This is a genomic window from Methylobacterium sp. OAE515, from assembly GCF_041806315.1.
GTDB lineage: Bacteria > Pseudomonadota > Alphaproteobacteria > Rhizobiales > Beijerinckiaceae > Methylobacterium > Methylobacterium tardum.
Genome location: NZ_JBGMUV010000001.1, coordinates 935,275 through 952,011, shown reverse-complemented (window position 1 = coordinate 952,011; position 16,737 = coordinate 935,275). Strand labels below are relative to the sequence as shown.

Sequence of the window (16,737 nt, the reverse complement as noted above, 5' to 3'; positions counted from 1 at the left end):
TCAGGTCCAGTACGTGGCAGGATCCATGCTACGCTGCCTCGGGGCAGCCTGCGTCCCCTGTACAGCCGGGCCGGACCGAAGGGATAGATCTTTGATCGACCTGCGTATCCGCCACCGGACGACGTACCGCTATCGCCAGCCCGTCAATCTCGGACCGCACCGGCTGATGATGCGGCCGCGGGAGAGCCGCGACCTGCGCCTGCTGTCGAATGCCGTTACTCTGTGGCCTGACGCCACCGTCACCTGGGCCTACGACGTCGCCGGCAACGCCGTGGCGACGGCCACGTTCGGGGCCTCGACCGATCGCCTCGTCGTGGAGAGCGTATCTCGGGTCGAACTCTCGGCCGAGCCTTATCCCGTCTTCGCCATCGCCGCCGGCGCCATCGCGTTCCCGTTCCAGTACACCGATGACGAGTGGACGGACCTCGGCGCCCTGACGATCCCACAATATCCGGAGGGGGAGCCGAGCCTGCGGGCCTGGGCGCAGGGGTTCATGGCGTCCTGCCCAACCGATACCCTGTCGCTCCTCAAGGATCTGAACGCCGAGGTCGGTGGCACCATCGCCTACCAAGGTCGAGAAGACGAGGGCACGCAGTCGCCGAGCGAGACCCTGTCCCTGGGGATGGGGTCGTGCCGGGACTTGGCGACGCTCTTCGTCGAGGCGGTGCGCAGCCTCGGCTTCGGAGCCCGGGTCGTGTCCGGCTACCTCCACGACCCGTCGCGAACGCTGCTCGGCTCCGCCGATGCGGGAGCCACGCATGCCTGGGCGGAGACCTTCCTGCCGGGTGCCGGGTGGATCACCTTCGATCCGACGAACCGCAGCGTCGGCGGCGCGAACCTGATCCCGGTCGCGGTCGCACGCGACATCAGACAGGCCATGCCGCTGGTCGGAAGCTTCGCCGGGTCGGCGGACGCCTTTCTGGACATGTCCGTGGAGGTCAGCGTCGGCGTGTAGGCTTGATGCAGCCAGAATTCGTCGCCTCAGGCAGCGGTCCGTCTGAGCCGGGTCCCCGGCATGGGGATCGACATCGCAACGCTCCGGCGATCCAGAGGCTGGCACGCCGGACGGGGCGCATGCGTACGGGAGACGGTTCGACCCGTCACAGCGCCCTGGCCCGGCGACGGCTCGGCTCGTGCGGCACCAAGTTCGGGTGTACCCGCGCGGGCGAACGATGCCGTCGGTGCCCCCTCGACCAGGGTCCCCTACATCGTGAGCAGTCCGCTGTGTGGGCGATCGCGACCACACCCGTAAGGTCAGAGATGCGGATCGTCGGCCGCTCGAAGCCTGACCGCCGCGATGGCGTCCCGAAAGGTCCGATAATCCTCCGCGTTCCGTTCTCCGTAGGCCATGGCCCAGACGGCCAGGGCCTCGCGCAGATCGGCGCGGCCGTCATGACCGCAGTAACCCGCGATCGCTGCCGCATCCCCGGTTCGTGCGTGCGCCTTGGCGAGCAGCGCTCCGTACGCGTGCGAGAAGTACAGGAGTGACCGACCTGTCATGCGCGAGACCGGGATCTCGCCCTTCATGTTTTTTATCTGCCGCACGTAGAACGGCCGCCCTTCGATTTTCGTCCATCCCAGCAGCGGATCACCTACGACCACCGCTGGTGCGGTCGCGTTGCCATCACCCGGAGATTACCTGCCCCGCCTTCACGAGCCGACGCCCGGTCTGCTCATCGACCTCGGCGGCCAAGGCCGCGGCGTCGGTCTTCAGTCAGCGCTGGGACGCGCTATGGCGGCGTATATCGCTACCGGCGATGCTCACAGCCTTCCGCTGCCGCTGCATGCCCTTCATCGCCTGTACGTCTCGGCGATCATCGCTTGGTATCGCCTGAGCGACGGCGGTGTTCGCTGACAGGTCGGGGTTATCCAAGAAAAAGACGTTTGGCCGGAGTCGGCCGACCGTGGACCTGCCGCAATAAGGCGAATCCGGCAAGGGCTCGATCCAAACTCAGGAGCTTCGACACTGCCGCGCCCGCTTCCGGAATGCGCCCAACCAAGACATTCAGCTGGCCGTGGCGACATCCCGTAAGCGGACGCTACTGGTCAGATCTTGGCCCACGCGATGGCTCGTATATTCGTCCCAATCCTATGGGGTAGCAGTGGAGCCACTCTCAATCGCGACGGCATCAGAGCGGCAACGACGACGGTAGCATCAAAGCTTACGGCGCAACGGACCTCGCCTCGCTTGGTCTCAGCGCGTGATCGTGCCATGGCAGGATATGCAAAGCGATTATGACCACGGCGAGAGCCTCGAATGCCTCGCCTGCGGCGCCGTCTACGCGGCCTCGGCAGAGAGGAGCTTTGTCCTGACGGAGGACGACGCTCGCTGCACCTCTTGCACCAACGTCATGACGCACTGGCCGCAAAAGGTCGGGTTCGAGATGACCGAGACTGCCTTCGAGGCTCGGGGATAGGCGGCCTCTCTCCTATCCGTTGATTGCCCGTAGCGTGAACGCAGCCACTATCCTCATGGCGCAGTACGGCCCACGCGCCGTGATCCCGTGATCGAGTCTGCCGCGATTGTTTCAGCCACCTGGCGCCTGAGAAGCCGATCCGGAAGGTGTCGGACGGCGAGATCGCGTTGCCCCCTGGTGCGGATCGAAGCCAGTTCGAAGTGCGCGAAGGGTGTCGGCCTGATGGATCTTGCCGCCTACCCTGACTGCCAAATGGAGGCAGCTCGCAAGGAGTGCCGCCAGCTCACCGGATCATAGAGATGGTCGGACCCGTTGATGCTGCACGCCGACTACAGCCCGCAGCGCAAATCAGTGCAATCCATCGTTGTAGAAACCTAAGTTAATTGCTCGATTAGCTAATATTTAACCCTGCTCAACCAGTTTCGCCCTGTCTGTGAGGGGGAGGTGACGGGCCGGGATAGTCCGGGGTCATACACCTGACGCGGATCCCCACGTCGGGCAATCAATATGCGCCACGCCACGTTCTCCATCGCCTCGGATCCGGCGAAGCACGATGCTCCTTCCACCCTGGCAAGCGTTTCCGCTCTGACTGAAGAGGTCAGACGCATCGCTCAGGACAAGGCTGGCCGCATCCAGCAGATCACCGCGCAGACCAAGATGCTCGCCCTCAATGCGCTGATCGAAGCTGCGCGCGCGGGAGAACAGGGTCGCGGCTTCTCCGTCGTCGCTCAGGAAGTGCGCGCCATCGGTAGCGAGGTGGAGACGCTCGCTCGCGAACTGGAGACGCATCTCTCGGCGCGGGTGAGCGACCTGCAGCGAGCCGTCGACGCAATGGCTGGTCGGGCGCAGGACGAGCGTCTCGTCGACTTGGCTCTGAATGCGGTCGAACTGATCGACCGGAACCTCTACGAGCGCACCTGCGACGTGCGCTGGTGGGCCACTGATGCGGCCGTGACCGCCTGCGCGGCAGCACCGGACGACACTGCGGCTACTTATGCCAGTCAGCGCCTCGGCGTGATCCTGTCGGCCTACACCGTGTACCTCGATCTGTGGCTCTGCGACTTGGACGGGCGTGTTCTGGCCAACGGCCGGCCGGATCGCTACCCGGAGGTCCGCGGCCGCAGCGTGGCCGGTGAGCCCTGGTTTCGCGAGGCCGCCCGTCTGTCCTCCGGGGACGACTATGTCTGTGCCGACGTCTGCCTTGAGCCCGGTCTCCATGGGGCACAGGTCGCGACTTACGCTGCGAGCGTGCGCGAGGGCGGTCAAGCAAACGGGCGACCGGTAGGCGTGCTCGCGATCCACTTCGACTGGGAGCCGCAGGCATGAGCCATCGTCGAAGGCGTGCGCGTGTCACCCGAGGATCGCAGCCGAACCCGCGTCCTGCTGATTGACAGCCGCAGACGGGTGCTCGCCGCCTCCGATAGCCAGGGCGTGTTGAGCGAGACGCTCGCGGTTGATCTAGGCGGGCGGCAGAGCGGCGTGGAGCGGGATCCGCGTAGCGGAACACTAACCGCCTATCATCGAACTCCGGGCTACGAGACCTACCTCGGCCAGGGCTGGTACGGCGTCATCGTGCAGCGAGGCGTTCAGGGCGGTCGATGAGGTCAGTCCGACAGGCTGGCCGCCTTGGAAGGCGGCCGAGACCAGTTGGTTCATCCCAGTCTTCTGTTAAGAGCCTATTATTCAAGGAATCACCTGTCGCACTTTGTCTGCGATCTGCTCGGGATCATCCGACGCCTCAGGCGTTATCGCTGAGCTTAGGGAGCCGGCATGGCTTCAAAGGGACGCAGCGTCGATGATCCACCAGCTTATTTACTATAGCCGCAACACCGTTCTGGGCGGCGATCGCGCCATGCTGACGAACCTGCGCGAGATCGTCTCCGCCTCTCAACGAAATAACAGCCGCGAGGGTGTTACCGGCTTCCTCATCTTCGACAAAACTTGGTTTCTCCAAATCCTGGAGGGCGAACGAGCCAAGGTGACGGAAACTTATAACCGTATCGCGCGCGATAGCCGCCACTCCGGCGCGACGATCGTCAACGTCCAGGATGTATCCACACGCTCTTTCCCGAACTGGACAATGGGCGGTGCCCTGCGCACCCTGGAGGTGCAGGAGATCTACTTGGCGCACAACATCGGCACGGTCATGGATCCGTCGCGCCTGAAGAGTGCTCAGATCCTCCAGCTGGCCATCGACCTTCAGGAGTTCGAGCAGGCCAAGCGGCAAGGGCAGCGGCTTGCAAGCTGACGGGATGCGAGGTGGCGCTGCCGCCGACATCCTTGAACGACAACGGCGCAGCAACCCGGAAGGTCACTGCGCCGCTGGATCGGGCCGCCGAGGGGGCGATGACGGCCTTGAACGGTGAGTACACCTGGCCCAGCCCCCGTGAGGTGCGCCCCAGCACATACACCAGCATGTGACTCGGCAGTGACACGCGTCGACGACCAGCTGTGGACAGCGCCGAGTGTCCCAGATTGGTCAAGGTTCAGCGGCCAGCGTGGCGCTTAACCCCCGATTTGGCTCTCCTATGTTCGCTAGCCCTCACGCCTTCGTTCTCCACCACCGCGAGCGCCTTGCCGTGCTCCTCTCCTCGGCTCTGTTCCTGGCGGGCGCACTCCCGTTGTTCTGGGCGATCGGCTGAGCCGTCGCCGTCACCCGGCGGATGTGCGGATCGAGTGTGCTATACTGTTCTGACCGACGAACCGACGGAGGTTCTGATGGACATCAAGCAGTCGCTCGAACTCGCGGTGCTCGTCATTGCGGCGATCGCGATAGTCGCGAGCCTGTTCAATCTGCTGACGCGGGAGCGACGCCCGAAGATCGGCTACACCTACAGTGGCAGCGGCTACTCGGACGGGACTGGCAGCTTCCCAGGTCAGGGCACAGACCCTAGCCCATTCTCTGGCAGTCATGGTGGGCACCACTGCACGCACAGCGGCTCTGGCAGCAGCGACGGCGGAGGCTGCGGTGGCGGAGATGGCGGAGGAGGCGGCGGCGACTGACGCATCGAATAGATGAGGCTGGCCGATCTGCGGCGACGCTTTCTTCAAGCTCGGTGGCAGATTGCGGCCACCATGCCGATCCGGTCCGAGCACCGCTTCTTCTACCCCAGCGACTGGGCGCAGCTTTCGGCCGTGATCCGGTTCGGATGGGCGAAAGGCTGCTGCGAAGGCTGCAGGCGGCCGCACGGACGGATGGTCTACAACCTCGGCGACGGACGCTGGTGGGACGCCGATGCCGGCCGGTGGCGCGATGGCTGGGGCAGGCGGATCGGGATCGCTGCGGAAGCTGACATCCTCGGCCGTGCCCGTCGGACCCGGGTCGCGCTCGCCGCTGCCCACCGGGACCACGACACCTCGAACAACGCGGACGCCAACCTCGCGGCCTTCTGCCAGCGATGCCGCATGATCCATGACCGGCCCGAGCATCAGACGCGACGCTGGCGGACGCTATCCCGGCGGAAGACGCTCGGAGACCTGGTCAGTGGATCCTACGCTTGAGGGCGTTCTAACCCGTCTGGTCTCGGCGGGTCAGCTGCTTCACCAACTCAGCCAGCCTTTCCTCGGACTTCTTTAGAGCAACCCGCGAACTGTGCCCTAGCGGCGTACCTTCGGCTGCTTCTCGGAGCTTCGCTATGGTGCCTTGGGTCTTCTCAACCTCGGCATCGAGCGCCGCACGCTCGCCGGATCCGTGTTCGACCATCTCGGCTCTCCCTATCGTCTGCGGCCTCTCATGCCGGGGCTGCTGCCGACTGAGTTAGGCCGTATCTTCAGGCGAGACGACCCCCGTGAGCCGCTTTAGGGGCCGGTAAGTGGCCGGCGGCGAGGGCAAACGAACGGTTCACCAAGTATGCGCAATTGCGCGGAATGCCGTGATCCCGCCGCCATCGGCTGACGTTCCACCGGCACACCCACCGGCGACATGCAGCCATGCTGACCGGTGCGCTCGCCGCAGAGCAATGGCATCGCGGAGGCGTTCGTGAAGACGCTGAAGCGCGACTATGCCTACCTCGCCATCTTGGCCGACGCCGAGACCGTGATGCGGCTCCTGCCGACTTGGTTCGAGGATTACAACGCCATCCACCCGCACTCCGGACTGCGCATGCTCTCGCCCCGAGAGTACCTCAGCCGGAGTGCCTAAACCCGCCCCGCCGCCTGTCCGGTCAACCAGGGTGCACTCCAGCCCATAATCACGGCGGTCATGACCATCGTACGGCGCAGACCGGACGTCGTAGCTTTGCCCACCAGCAGCTTCTTGGACTGTGGGTGTATCTCGATAGCCCTGGCCACGTCGATCCTGTTGACCAACGGTCGAACCAATGACCGGGCTTAACCCATTACGACAGCTCCGATCGTCTGCGCGACAGCGTTGGCTTGGTCGCGAGTTAGGCCGGTCACCAAGACAGCATTGTCCCGGTGTACGTGCCATCGTCGGTTGCCCGGATGCGGATCATGGAGCCTCCTGCAAATCGCTCATGCGCGGTTGATGGGTGAAGCCGGGCGGCGCGTTGTCTCGCACACGCGTTGCGTAAACGGCGCATCTGATCCTGCTGAGCCTCAGCCTCTTGCGACGGATAGCTTGTCATCGAGAGGATGATTGACAGCGAAGAATTGCTCTCGTGCTGTAGGTGCATCAGTTTCATGGCGATGCCCCTCGTCACTGCTTAAGCAGGCAAGCTTAATCTTTCATTCACGGTTGGCAACTCTGGGGAGCGCCGAGGGTCGATCCGGATGTATGTACGGCGTTCCAACAGCTATCCGGGAACGCGTTAGCTCCCGAAGAGAGTCGCCCGGCTCAATGCAGCCGCAGCACCTCCAGCGCCTTGCGCACTAGCCGTTCGGCACACGGCTTGGCGATGAAGTGCGCGGTCTCGGGCAGAAGCGCAGCTTCGTCGGGCATGCAACCCGAGCAGACGATGATCCGAGTCTCTGGCCAGCGCGTGACTACGGCGTGCGCAAGATCGCAGCCGTTCATCGTGCCGGGCATGTTCACGTCGGTGTACAGCAGGGCGGCACCGCCGTTAGCCTCCAGGTGCTGGAGTGCGCCGTGGGCGTGCTCAGCTTCTAGCACTTGGAAGCCAAGCTTCGACAGCATGTCGGCCGCCGCTATGCGGACGATCTCTTCATCTTCGGCGAGGACGGCGAGCGGGCGAGATCCTGACATGGATCAAAAAATGCGAACCGCCGCGACGCGTTTCAGCTCTGCCGTAGATTTTCTCGATGTGGTGACGGGCGAAATTCCTGCTTGGGACCAGTCCACAATCGACGCTGGCACGCCGCGCTAACCGCCCTCCCCCATCCTGCATCTCGGGCCGCGTTGCGTACTTGCCCGGGACGTGAGGAACGGCACCGAGCCCTGCCACCCCCGTGAACAGCTGGGGCGGGGGCTTTCGTTCAGGCGCTTCGCCCACCTGCGAGCCAAGCGGACGGCAGATGCAAGAGCTTCCGCGGCCCATGATGTGAACCTCAGCTCTCGGCGCAGCATCCGCTTCTTTCAGAGCGCCGAGCTCTGGTCATTCTGTCGCACAGCACAGAACTCAACCTCAGCCTGTTGGTCTGAGAATTGGCTGGGAGTTCTGCAACCGTGTCTCTGGCGTACATCATCATGCTGACGGCCGCGATCGGCGCCATCGCACTCACGATCGCCGCGCTTCCAGCCCTCGACCGCTTCCTAAGGTGGTGAGGCCGCCATCCGAAACCTTGCCGCCTCATCGCGGGTTGCCGGCGTGCGAGTTAGGTGGAGGATACCGCGGTGGAGTTCGTTGTGATGATCGCGGGCGTGGTCGGAGCTGGTGCGACCCTGCTGTTCATGATGCCAGGCCTGGACACCTTCTTTTCCTGGTAGCTGATTGCCTATGTCCTGCGATACGGGCCGCGTCGCGTACCGGCCTGTCACCGCGAAGAACGAGCCCTGAGCCGCGTCAGCCCGTGATGAGATCGGGCGACGGGGCTCCAAATGCACGTCGACCCTTACTTGGCCGCAGCGGCCTTCTTCGGCTTGCGGGCGCGGGCCGGCTTCTCGGTTGGCGCGACGACGGGCTCGGCAGCCCTTTTCCGGCCCTGGCTCTTCGGCACCTCGGCAATGGTCTCAGCGACCTCAGCCACCTTCGGCGCCGCGTTCCGACGCCGGTTGCCGAGACCGAGCGACAGGGCGAGCTTGGAGCGCTGCTCGGAGTAGCTGGCGGCCGTGGACGGGTAGTCGCGTGGCAGCCCAAAGCGCTCACGATACTCCTCGATGGTCAGGCCGTGCTTGGTCAGGTGGCGCTTCAGCGTCTTATACGGCTTGCCGTCGATGAAAGAGATCAGCGCGCCCGGCGTGATCGACTTGCGGATCTGTCCAGGCGTCAGCTTCTCCACCTTTGGTTCGGCCGAAGCAGGCGCGCTATTGAGTCCGCTGATCGCAGTGTGAACGTCAGCCAAGAGTGCTGGCAGATCAGCCGGGCGTACGGAGTTCTTCGACACGTACGCCGAGACGATATCGGTAGTGAGGTCGATGAAATTGGTCGGACTTGTTTCGGGAATTGAAACTCTGTCGTCCATGTGTGTCTCCTCGATATGCGCGCGCAGCAAACGCGATGAGAAGGTCTGATAGTCAAGTGCACGGATGGAAAGTTCCGGCTAATCAGGCCAGATATCCGCTGGTTTCAGGGCCGAGATCTGACGCGCATCAGCTGGTGATCGGCCAAGATTGAGATGAACTCCGACCGCATAGGTGATCCAGGGCTCTCGTTCGGTCGGCAGTGCGTGAAAGGCCGGCAGCCCGGAGCTTCCGGTATCGTCACTGCCGCATTCGCTAACGAGCGCGTGGCCTTGCCGCCTGGATAAGCAAGTATCCATATCCATTGTATTGCTTTTGTCGAGTCGATACGGATATAGACGCGCTCCTCGGCACATCTGCGCGAGCGAACTGAAAAAAGCAGGAATAAAGTGACAAGCGAAAACGTTGAACACACCGCCGACATCACAGAGCTGGCCGGCGGAATTGTTGCCGCCTACGTCTCGAATAACCCCGTCCCCCTCGCGGAGCTTCCCAACCTGATCCGAAGCGTGCACGGCGCGATCGCCGGGCTCGTCACCGGTACCCTCTCGGCCGAGAGCGGCCCTGCGGCGCAGAGCGAGGTCGAGAAGCCGAGCGCCGCCCAGATCCGCAAGTCGGTCCGTGATGATGGGATCGTGAGCTTCATCGACGGCAAGCCCTACAAGACGCTCAAGCGCCATCTGAGCAGCCACGGGCTCGACCCGCGCAGCTACCGTGACCGCTATGACCTACCTTCGGACTACCCGATGGTAGCGCCGAGTTATGCCGCGCAGCGTTCTGCGCTCGCCAAGGCAATCGGTCTCGGCCGCCCGGGGGCGATGGCTGCTCAGGCTGAAGAAGCGGTCCAGTCTGAGCGGAAGGGCCGACGCAAGGCCGCCTGACCGTCCATCACCGTTCACGCGCGGCCAAGGCGCCGGCCTGTGGCAACGATCCGTTAACCATAATTGCCGAGGTAGCTGTCAGCGACCGGCTGGGGGCTGAGCGTCGGAAGAGCAGCACCGAGACCCGGATGTACGGTCTCACGAGCGGCCTCGCCGGCGCAGTCGCAACAAGCCCGCACCTGGAACACCAGGGCGGGCCTTTCTCGTCAAATCGGGCAACAGCCCCGATACAATCGGTTTCTCATCCTACTCCAGTTGGGCCATCGATAACCCGACGCACGCGGCGGGCGAGTTCCAGCCGCTTGTAGGGCTTGTTGATGATCTCGAACTCTATACCGCCTGCGTCCGTCCGCTCCAGCGACGCCTCCGCGTACCCGGTCGTCAGCAGGATCTTGATCTTGGGCTGACGCTCGCGGGCGGCACGAGCCAACATCACGCCGTTCATACCGCCTGGCATGATCAGATCGGTGAACAGCAGGTCGATGCGTTCCTCGTCGTCGAGGACCTCAATCGCTGCCCTTGGGCCATCCGCGCTGATGACCTTGTAGCCGAAGTCCTCCAGGATGGTGCCCGCTGTGGCCGCAACGTCGGGGCGATCATCGACTACCAGGATCGTCTCTGTGCCATGCCGATCGGCAGCGCGTTGGGAGGCTTTGCGCTCGTCCTCGATCTTCTGATCCGAAGCGGGGAAGAGCAGGCGCACCGTCGTGCCGTGCCCGACCTCAGAGTAGATCTTGACCGATCCACCCGACTGCTTGGCGAACCCGTAGACCATCGCGAGACCAAGACCGGTGCCTTTGCCCTCACCCTTGGTGGTGAAGAACGGTTCCATCACGCGCGCCAGGATCTCAGGCGGCATGCCTGCCCCCGTATCGGTAACCGAGACCACGACGTAGGCCCCCGGTCCGACCGTCTTGAATAGCGCGCTGTCCTCGTCCTCAATCAGCAGGTTCTCGGTCTTCACCGTAACACGGCCGCCGCCCGGCATGGCATCGCGGGCGTTGATCAAGATGTTGAGGAGCGCGACCTCGGCTTGGGTCAGGTCGATGCGCGTGTTCCAGAGATCCTCAACAAGGGCTAACCGCATCTCGATGTGCTCGCCGAGGGTGCGCTCGGCCATCTCGCTCATGTTCTGTACGAGGCCGTTGAGGTTCAGGAGGCGGCCCTCCAAGCGCTGCTTGCGCGAGAAGGCGAGAAGCTGGTGAGGCAGCTTGGCGGCGCGCTCGCTGGCGTCGCGCACGGCCTCGCCCGCACGGCGCATCCGTCCGACATCGATGGTCGGGTGATCGATCAGCGCGAGCATCACCTCGTTGTGGCCTGAGATGACTTGAAGCAGGTTGTTGAAGTCGTGCGCGATGCCGCCGGTAAGCTGGCCCAGGCTTTCCATTTTCTGAGCCTGATGCAGCGACTCCTCGGCGTCCCGCCGCCGCGACACGTCAAGCTGCGAGCCGAAGAAGTACACGAGATCGCCCGACCTGTTGAACACCGGAGAGACGAACAAGGCGTTCCAAAACGAGGAGCCGTCTTTGCGGTAATTTATGATCTCGGTGGAGAACTCGCGGTGCTCGGCGATGGCGGCGCGGATCTCAGCGACCGATCTCCCGATCGGTCTCTGGCCCTTGTAGAAACCGGCAGTTCGTCCCAATCAACTCCGCGCGGGTGTAGCTTGTCATCCGCTCGAAGGCGCGATTGACGAAGATGATTGGGTTGTCCGGCTGATGCGGGTCCGTGACGATCATAGGCATGCGCGTCGTCTCGACGGCAGCGAAAAAGATGTCGTGGTGCTGATCGACGACGCCCTCGGGGCCGCTACCGCTGACCGGTGTGCGCGGGCCGCGGATCGCGGGCTTCTCAGGAGTGGTCACCATCGGTTCGGCTCATTACGGGACCGAACCGCGGATGCAGCAGGCCATCTCGTCACTTCGTTCTGAGGACGCGTAACATGAAGCCGGAACCATGTCCGGGTGCAGCGCGGCTACTCGCTGTCGCAGTTGTCACAAGAATTAGATCCCCTATCAGAGCCGATAAGTCCTTCGTGCCCCGCAGAAATTTTTCTCTTGCCGAGTCTTTGACCACGGATGCGTGGATGAAATAGGTTATGCGATCTGAAAAATTCTACTTTTGCACACAACTTGCGCGTCGGTCTCAGCCGCCAGCTGCCATAGCGAAGACCACCAAGAGTTGAAGAAACACGAGCCCCCCGAGCGTCAGCCGCCAGCCCGTCAGGAGCCTCGGCATCAAAGCCAACTACCCGATAGGACCAGTGCTTTCGCCCCTGAGAGGGCGAGGTCGGTGACGCCATTGTAGATGTTGAAGTGAAAGCGCACGGGGCTCTCCGCCGTTCGAGGCGGGAGCCGGCCGCTCTCACTCGCTGGCGTGCCAAGGTCGAAGCCCGCGATTGATAGCTGCGTTGTCACCCATCCTCGGGTGTCGCACAGACACAGATCAACCTTTCTGATGCGCGATATGCCAACCCATGTTGGGCAAGGTCGCTTCTGGCCGCATGGTCACCCGATCGCGCCGGCCGTAGCCCTTGAGTGGGCTTCCGGTTTTCCGCTCTCCATGCTCGCTGACGCAGCCGCCCTGTGGCGCGCAGCGCTATAGAGGACGCGATCTCATTTCCATAAGGCTCGGGCTGCAACTATGAGCGCCACGGCTGTGAGGATTGCCAGCTGTGGCCAGTCACTCCGGTCAGGTGCGTTTCCATAACGCCCGATCTGCAGCACTCCACCGCCCAGAAGTACGGTGAGCAGCAGCAACAGAACGAGGCTTAGCATTCAGACGCTGCGCGTCGGCGCTGCGTACCACAGCCTCTCTGCCCGGCTTGCTGACTGAACTCAGCTTGGATCTGACGAGCTTCGAAGGTCATGCGAACTCGTCCGACCTCAAATTCAGGAGTTCAGGTCGGACTGAGGCTTTCATGCGGGCTCCCTCTACGCCGGAGTAATTAGGGGAAGCGTCCTAAGGCTCGCGCAACGGTGATGATGCCTGCAAGCGCCACGAGGCCAGCGGCCAGCAGCAGCTTGGCGTGTACCCACCACATGTCAGCTTCGCTCCGGCCAATAGTTTTAGGGAACCTCACCGGGTGAGCTATGTGACCAAGACACTCTGCGCCAAGCGAACGCACCCTCGCAGCTCGCCAGGCCTCACGCATCCCGATCGCATTACGGCTGCTGATACCGAGATAGGCCGATCGAACGGCTTGCCCGACGTGACCACGTGATCACATTGCGACGCGAAAAGGTTGTTCATCGACGGTCGGTTACAGTGCGGCCTCGCCGACGCAGTCGCATAGAGCCTGCCCAGGTCCCATCTGGGCGGGCTTTTTCGTGCGTGATATCCAAGGCTCTCTTCACCATCCGAGGCGGAAGAATGGACCGACTCGGGATTACGCCCGTTCAAGCCGCATGGGCCAACGGGCGCAGACGCTACAGGACTTCCTGACGCCCAGCGCATCGGCGGTGGCCGACCTATCCGTGGTCGACTTCGTTCAACGCTGGCGTATGATCACGGGCGAACCGCCAGCCGTTCTGCTCACCTCACGAACCGAGATGCTGGCGCTCCTCATCGAGAGCACGCCCGCCGCGCCATTCAAGGCCCCCATCCCTGCGTGGGACAATCGCAAGCTGGGTTCCGGCACCGCCCGGTAATCGCCGCCCGCCATCCTGCCTCCGAGCCAAGTTGCGTATCGGCTCGGCTCACACGCTGGTGAGATCGGACGCTCCCCCGCCCCGTGAGCAGATCGGGGCGGGGCCGAGCGGCCGAGGAGTCAGCGCTTGATCGGCTGAGCAGACATGACGGCGGCGGTCAGCACCATCCGAAATGCCTTCTCCTTTGGCCCTGATCGGTCCACTGCCTCAAAGGCTGGCGTGGCGTTCACGAGGGCCGCGATGTCGAGGTTGTGTCCGCTAGCGAACCGGTAGGGGCCAGCGGTCGGATCCCGCAGGTACACGTCGATCGCCGCGACGATCTCCTGGCTGCTGATGATGCCGGCCCTGCGCAGGTCGGCGACGGTCGGCGGTTCGGCCATGGCGGCGGATCATCCCTCAAGGTAGTGACTTGGGCCGCACAGTCAGATCGAACAGCACTGCCAGCAGCGACCCACCTCGCGGGAGCTAGCCATGTGCCAACGGTGGCTAATCTCAGATCGATCTCGGCTCCCGCTTTGGCGAGCGTGCGAGGCTCCGGATACTTCGCGGCGGTCGCTTCGCCTTCACGGCAATCTCAGCTTCCTGCTACGGCATGAGGTCGCGCGCCGGCTCATCACCATCGAAGCCGCTCAGGATCTCCATCGGCATGCGCCTGTTCGAGACGCGGCTGCCGTCCTCGAACACGACGTCGAACAGGATGAAGCCTCGATCCTGAGGCAGTTGTTTCACGCGCTTGGCCATGCCCCGCTGATAGGCCGGCAAGCTCGACAGTGCCAGATCTCTAGGCCGCGGCAGACGGCTGGCCCATGTCACGAAAGGCAGACAACCCGGCTTCAATAGGTCGACGGGGGCGGGCCTACACGCTACGACGCTGACGAGGTCCCATGGCGCCGAAGAGTAGGCCACGCTGCTCTGCCGGCGTCGGGCAATCACCCGGTCGCTGTGGGAGCCCTACCGAACGGGGGACAACGATCCGTTGAGGGAGTGGTCGCCTGCTGATCTGAGATCTCCGCCGTAGCTTGATCGATCGCATGCACAAACAGCATTGCGGCGACGACGATCAGCACGAGCGCTGCGATGCGCCAGGGTTCGATGATGGGTTGTAGGGCCGGCGTGTTCATCTCGGTCTGCATCAGCCCACTCTCCCGGAGGTCTTGGGCCGTGAGACGGCGCTGAGATGGCAAGCGCTGGGTAAGAGCGTGGCACCCTGACGTTGGCTAAACCGTATAGTCCGGTCGACTCAAACAATACCATTCACGCTCGGAGGCCAGCGTAGCATCAGCCGGCACTCAGCAGAACCGCTAGAGGGCTGCGGAGGGGCGGCGGGCGACTTCGTCCGAAGCGATCCTGTGAGAATTCTCGCAGGCGGTAATTCGAGCGGAGCCATGCGTTGAGGGTCTGCGATCGGGCAGTGGGACGAACGCGGTTTCCCGTCGCACCCAGCCTGCCGCCTAACTCAAGTAGTTTCAGCAACAGCTGCCTATGCACAGGACAGCGGACCGCCCGCGTGCCCGGAGGTCCTGTCGGCCGTGTTCTAGTCCCCCTCAGTTCACGGCTGACGGGTCCGCTCCTGGGAGAAACGCGCCGCATGAAGGAAGGGGCTGCGCGTGGGCCTGAGTTCTGGGATGGGCTCGCCGACCACGTCACTGCAACCGTCGAGCCGGTGTTGCGGCGGAACCGGCGCGCTCGCGAGCCGGTGATCGCCTACCTGCGCGCTTTGAAAGTACTGGCGCGACGCGAGTGCGACAGTCGAGAGGTGATCCAGATCATCGCGTCCGCGCGCAGGCTCCTCGGTGATCGGGACGAGATCGAGACGCTCAATGAGCCATCCTTTCGAGCTTAGCCCCCGTAAAAACGTGTTTTCCTTGATCTAGATGCTATCGTAATCGACACAACTGCACGAACCCTGGCCTTAATCGTAGCGATCAATCCTGGCAGGGCTGCGAGTGAGGGTCCGTGTCGCCCCCGCCGAGTGACGAGCGGGGGTATGGATGCCGCGCTACCACTTCAACGTCCACGACGGCGTGAGCAGCCTTGATCACGATGGGACGGAGTTGCCGGACTGGAAGGCTGCCCGCCTGGAGGCTGTCCGGCTGGCAGGCGAGATCCTGAAAGACGAGGCGGAGCGCGTCGTTCTCGGCGAGGACTGGCGCATCGAGGTCAGCGACGATACTGGCCTCGTCCTGTTTCAGATGGCGTTCGTGATAACCGAGCCCTCAGCTATAGGATAAGATTAGACCGATCTAGGTCGCTTGTTCTGACCGCCTTCACTCGACCGTCGAGTCACCGGCGGTCGCCGATCTCAGCCCACGGGTCCGTTCGCCGATGAACAAGCATGACGCCGGTGGTTTCGTCGGCGATCGACCAAGGTCTACCGATCTCGACAACCCGCTGGCGCGCAAACTGGAGCATTTTGCCCGCCTCGCGGATGACGATCGGCTGCAGCTCGCGGCGGCTCTCTCACCCGCTCGGACCATAGCGGCGCGCGCCGATATCCGGGAAGAGGGAGACGACCCGCGCTCCGTCAACGTCATCCTCGACGGTTGGGCCTGCCGTTACCGGCAACTCCCGAACGGGCAACGGCAGATCGTCAGCCTGCTCCTGCCAGGCGATCCGTGCGACCCACAGGTGTTCCATCAGCGCCGCGTCCATCACGCGATCGGCGCGCTCACCCCAGTCAGCCTCGCTCAGATCCGCGGGTCTGCCATGAAGGAGCTGATGGCGCACAGTTCCGCGCTGGAAGAGGCCTTCTTCCGCGAGCGCCTGAGCGCAACGGCGATCCAGTACGAGTGGACGGTCAGCCTGGGCAGGCGCTCGGCCATCGAACGGCTCGCGCATCTATTCTGTGAGCTCCACGCCCGGCTCGACGCTGTGGGTCTGGCCGACGGAGCCTCATGCGCGATGCTGCTGACCCAGACCGATATGGCGAACGCTCTCGGCCAGACCTCAGTCCATATTAACCGTACGCTGAAGGAGTTGCGCGATATGGAGCTGATCACACTCCGGTTGCGGCGCCTGACCATCCACGATCATGCAGGCCTACAGGCGCTGGCCATGTTCGAGCCTACGTATGTGATGGACGATGAGGTGGGTTCGTCAGCGCAGCCACGCTGATCCTCGGTGCAATCAGCGGGGCACCAAGACAGCCTCTACGGATCCTCGCAGCTGTCCTGATGACCGTGGGCGCGGCTTAGGTTGCCCTGTTCTGATTGTCCCAGCCAGGAACAACGTGGCGGGTCCACGTCTTCCCT

16 protein-coding genes and 4 pseudogenes are annotated in these 16,737 nt (G+C 63.5%); 13 read left to right on the top strand and 7 right to left on the bottom strand.

What is annotated here, in order from left to right:
• Nucleotides 1–91 precede the first annotated feature (91 nt).
• Complete coding sequence (locus tag ABIE45_RS04555) at nucleotides 92–955, top strand: transglutaminase family protein (protein ID WP_192711561.1); 864 nt, start codon at nucleotides 92–94, stop codon at nucleotides 953–955.
• A gap of 299 nt (nucleotides 956–1,254) precedes the next feature.
• Here ABIE45_RS04555 and ABIE45_RS04550 read toward each other — a convergent pair whose 3' ends face one another.
• On the bottom strand, nucleotides 1,255–1,545 hold the full coding sequence (locus ABIE45_RS04550) for a DUF2252 family protein (protein ID WP_373622167.1): 291 nt from the start codon (nucleotides 1,543–1,545) through the stop codon (nucleotides 1,255–1,257).
• A gap of 187 nt (nucleotides 1,546–1,732) precedes the next feature.
• Here ABIE45_RS04550 and ABIE45_RS04545 point away from each other — a divergent pair, with 187 nt between their 5' ends.
• From ABIE45_RS04545 to ABIE45_RS04515, 7 genes and pseudogenes are all read left to right on the top strand, one after another.
• Nucleotides 1,733–1,855 carry a hypothetical protein gene (locus tag ABIE45_RS04545; protein WP_373622166.1) on the top strand — a complete coding sequence of 41 codons (123 nt, stop codon included), beginning with the start codon at nucleotides 1,733–1,735 and terminating at the stop codon, nucleotides 1,853–1,855.
• Nucleotides 1,856–2,472: 617 nt separating this feature from the next.
• Nucleotides 2,473–2,714: pseudogene (locus ABIE45_RS04540) on the top strand (pyocin activator PrtN family protein).
• A 210-nt stretch (nucleotides 2,715–2,924) separates the two neighbouring features.
• Nucleotides 2,925–4,019: pseudogene (locus tag ABIE45_RS04535) on the top strand (methyl-accepting chemotaxis protein).
• A 193-nt stretch (nucleotides 4,020–4,212) separates the two neighbouring features.
• The gene (locus ABIE45_RS04530) at nucleotides 4,213–4,665 is read left to right on the top strand and encodes a BLUF domain-containing protein (protein ID WP_192711564.1); all 453 of its coding nucleotides are present in this window, start codon (nucleotides 4,213–4,215) and stop codon (nucleotides 4,663–4,665) included.
• A gap of 470 nt (nucleotides 4,666–5,135) precedes the next feature.
• A complete protein-coding gene (locus ABIE45_RS04525; protein WP_192711565.1) occupies nucleotides 5,136–5,420 on the top strand; it encodes a hypothetical protein in 285 nt (94 codons plus the stop codon).
• Nucleotides 5,421–5,492: 72 nt separating this feature from the next.
• Nucleotides 5,493–5,918, top strand: coding sequence for a hypothetical protein (locus ABIE45_RS04520; protein ID WP_192711566.1), 426 nt, complete (start codon nucleotides 5,493–5,495; stop codon nucleotides 5,916–5,918).
• A 436-nt stretch (nucleotides 5,919–6,354) separates the two neighbouring features.
• Nucleotides 6,355–6,558: pseudogene (locus tag ABIE45_RS04515) on the top strand (integrase core domain-containing protein); the annotation flags it as partial.
• A 654-nt stretch (nucleotides 6,559–7,212) separates the two neighbouring features.
• On the opposite strand, the gene ABIE45_RS04510 reads toward ABIE45_RS04515, so the two are convergent.
• Complete coding sequence (locus ABIE45_RS04510; protein WP_192711567.1) at nucleotides 7,213–7,581, bottom strand: response regulator; 369 nt, start codon at nucleotides 7,579–7,581, stop codon at nucleotides 7,213–7,215.
• Between the two features lie 806 nt (nucleotides 7,582–8,387).
• Nucleotides 8,388–8,957 (bottom strand): MucR family transcriptional regulator, encoded by a 570-nt coding sequence (locus tag ABIE45_RS04505; RefSeq protein ID WP_192711568.1) that lies wholly within the window; start codon nucleotides 8,955–8,957, stop codon nucleotides 8,388–8,390.
• Between the two features lie 387 nt (nucleotides 8,958–9,344).
• Here ABIE45_RS04505 and ABIE45_RS04500 point away from each other — a divergent pair, with 387 nt between their 5' ends.
• Nucleotides 9,345–9,836, top strand: coding sequence for a MucR family transcriptional regulator (locus tag ABIE45_RS04500; protein ID WP_192711569.1), 492 nt, complete (start codon nucleotides 9,345–9,347; stop codon nucleotides 9,834–9,836).
• A 241-nt stretch (nucleotides 9,837–10,077) separates the two neighbouring features.
• On the opposite strand, the pseudogene ABIE45_RS04495 reads toward ABIE45_RS04500, so the two are convergent.
• Nucleotides 10,078–11,704: pseudogene (locus ABIE45_RS04495) on the bottom strand (hybrid sensor histidine kinase/response regulator).
• Between the two features lie 1,539 nt (nucleotides 11,705–13,243).
• Between ABIE45_RS04495 and ABIE45_RS04490 the strand changes: the two are divergent.
• Nucleotides 13,244–13,486 carry a hypothetical protein gene (locus ABIE45_RS04490; RefSeq protein WP_192711570.1) on the top strand — a complete coding sequence of 81 codons (243 nt, stop codon included), beginning with the start codon at nucleotides 13,244–13,246 and terminating at the stop codon, nucleotides 13,484–13,486.
• 119 nt (nucleotides 13,487–13,605) lie between these two features.
• Here ABIE45_RS04490 and ABIE45_RS04485 read toward each other — a convergent pair whose 3' ends face one another.
• The 3 genes from ABIE45_RS04485 to ABIE45_RS04475 form a co-directional block, all read right to left on the bottom strand.
• Nucleotides 13,606–13,866, bottom strand: a complete 261-nt coding sequence (locus ABIE45_RS04485) for a hypothetical protein (protein ID WP_192711571.1) — start codon at nucleotides 13,864–13,866, stop codon at nucleotides 13,606–13,608.
• Nucleotides 13,867–14,071: 205 nt separating this feature from the next.
• Complete coding sequence (locus ABIE45_RS04480) at nucleotides 14,072–14,227, bottom strand: hypothetical protein (RefSeq protein ID WP_373622165.1); 156 nt, start codon at nucleotides 14,225–14,227, stop codon at nucleotides 14,072–14,074.
• A 188-nt stretch (nucleotides 14,228–14,415) separates the two neighbouring features.
• A complete protein-coding gene (locus ABIE45_RS04475) occupies nucleotides 14,416–14,619 on the bottom strand; it encodes a hypothetical protein (protein ID WP_192711572.1) in 204 nt (67 codons plus the stop codon).
• Between the two features lie 455 nt (nucleotides 14,620–15,074).
• Between ABIE45_RS04475 and ABIE45_RS04470 the strand changes: the two genes are divergently transcribed.
• The 3 genes from ABIE45_RS04470 to ABIE45_RS04460 all read left to right on the top strand — a co-directional run bounded on the left by ABIE45_RS04470 (nucleotide 15,075) and on the right by ABIE45_RS04460 (nucleotide 16,600).
• On the top strand, nucleotides 15,075–15,329 hold the full coding sequence (locus ABIE45_RS04470) for a hypothetical protein (protein WP_192711573.1): 255 nt from the start codon (nucleotides 15,075–15,077) through the stop codon (nucleotides 15,327–15,329).
• Between the two features lie 148 nt (nucleotides 15,330–15,477).
• Nucleotides 15,478–15,717 (top strand): hypothetical protein, encoded by a 240-nt coding sequence (locus ABIE45_RS04465; RefSeq protein WP_192711574.1) that lies wholly within the window; start codon nucleotides 15,478–15,480, stop codon nucleotides 15,715–15,717.
• Between the two features lie 94 nt (nucleotides 15,718–15,811).
• On the top strand, nucleotides 15,812–16,600 hold the full coding sequence (locus ABIE45_RS04460) for a Crp/Fnr family transcriptional regulator (RefSeq protein WP_192711575.1): 789 nt from the start codon (nucleotides 15,812–15,814) through the stop codon (nucleotides 16,598–16,600).
• The last annotated feature ends 137 nt before the right edge of the window (nucleotides 16,601–16,737 follow it).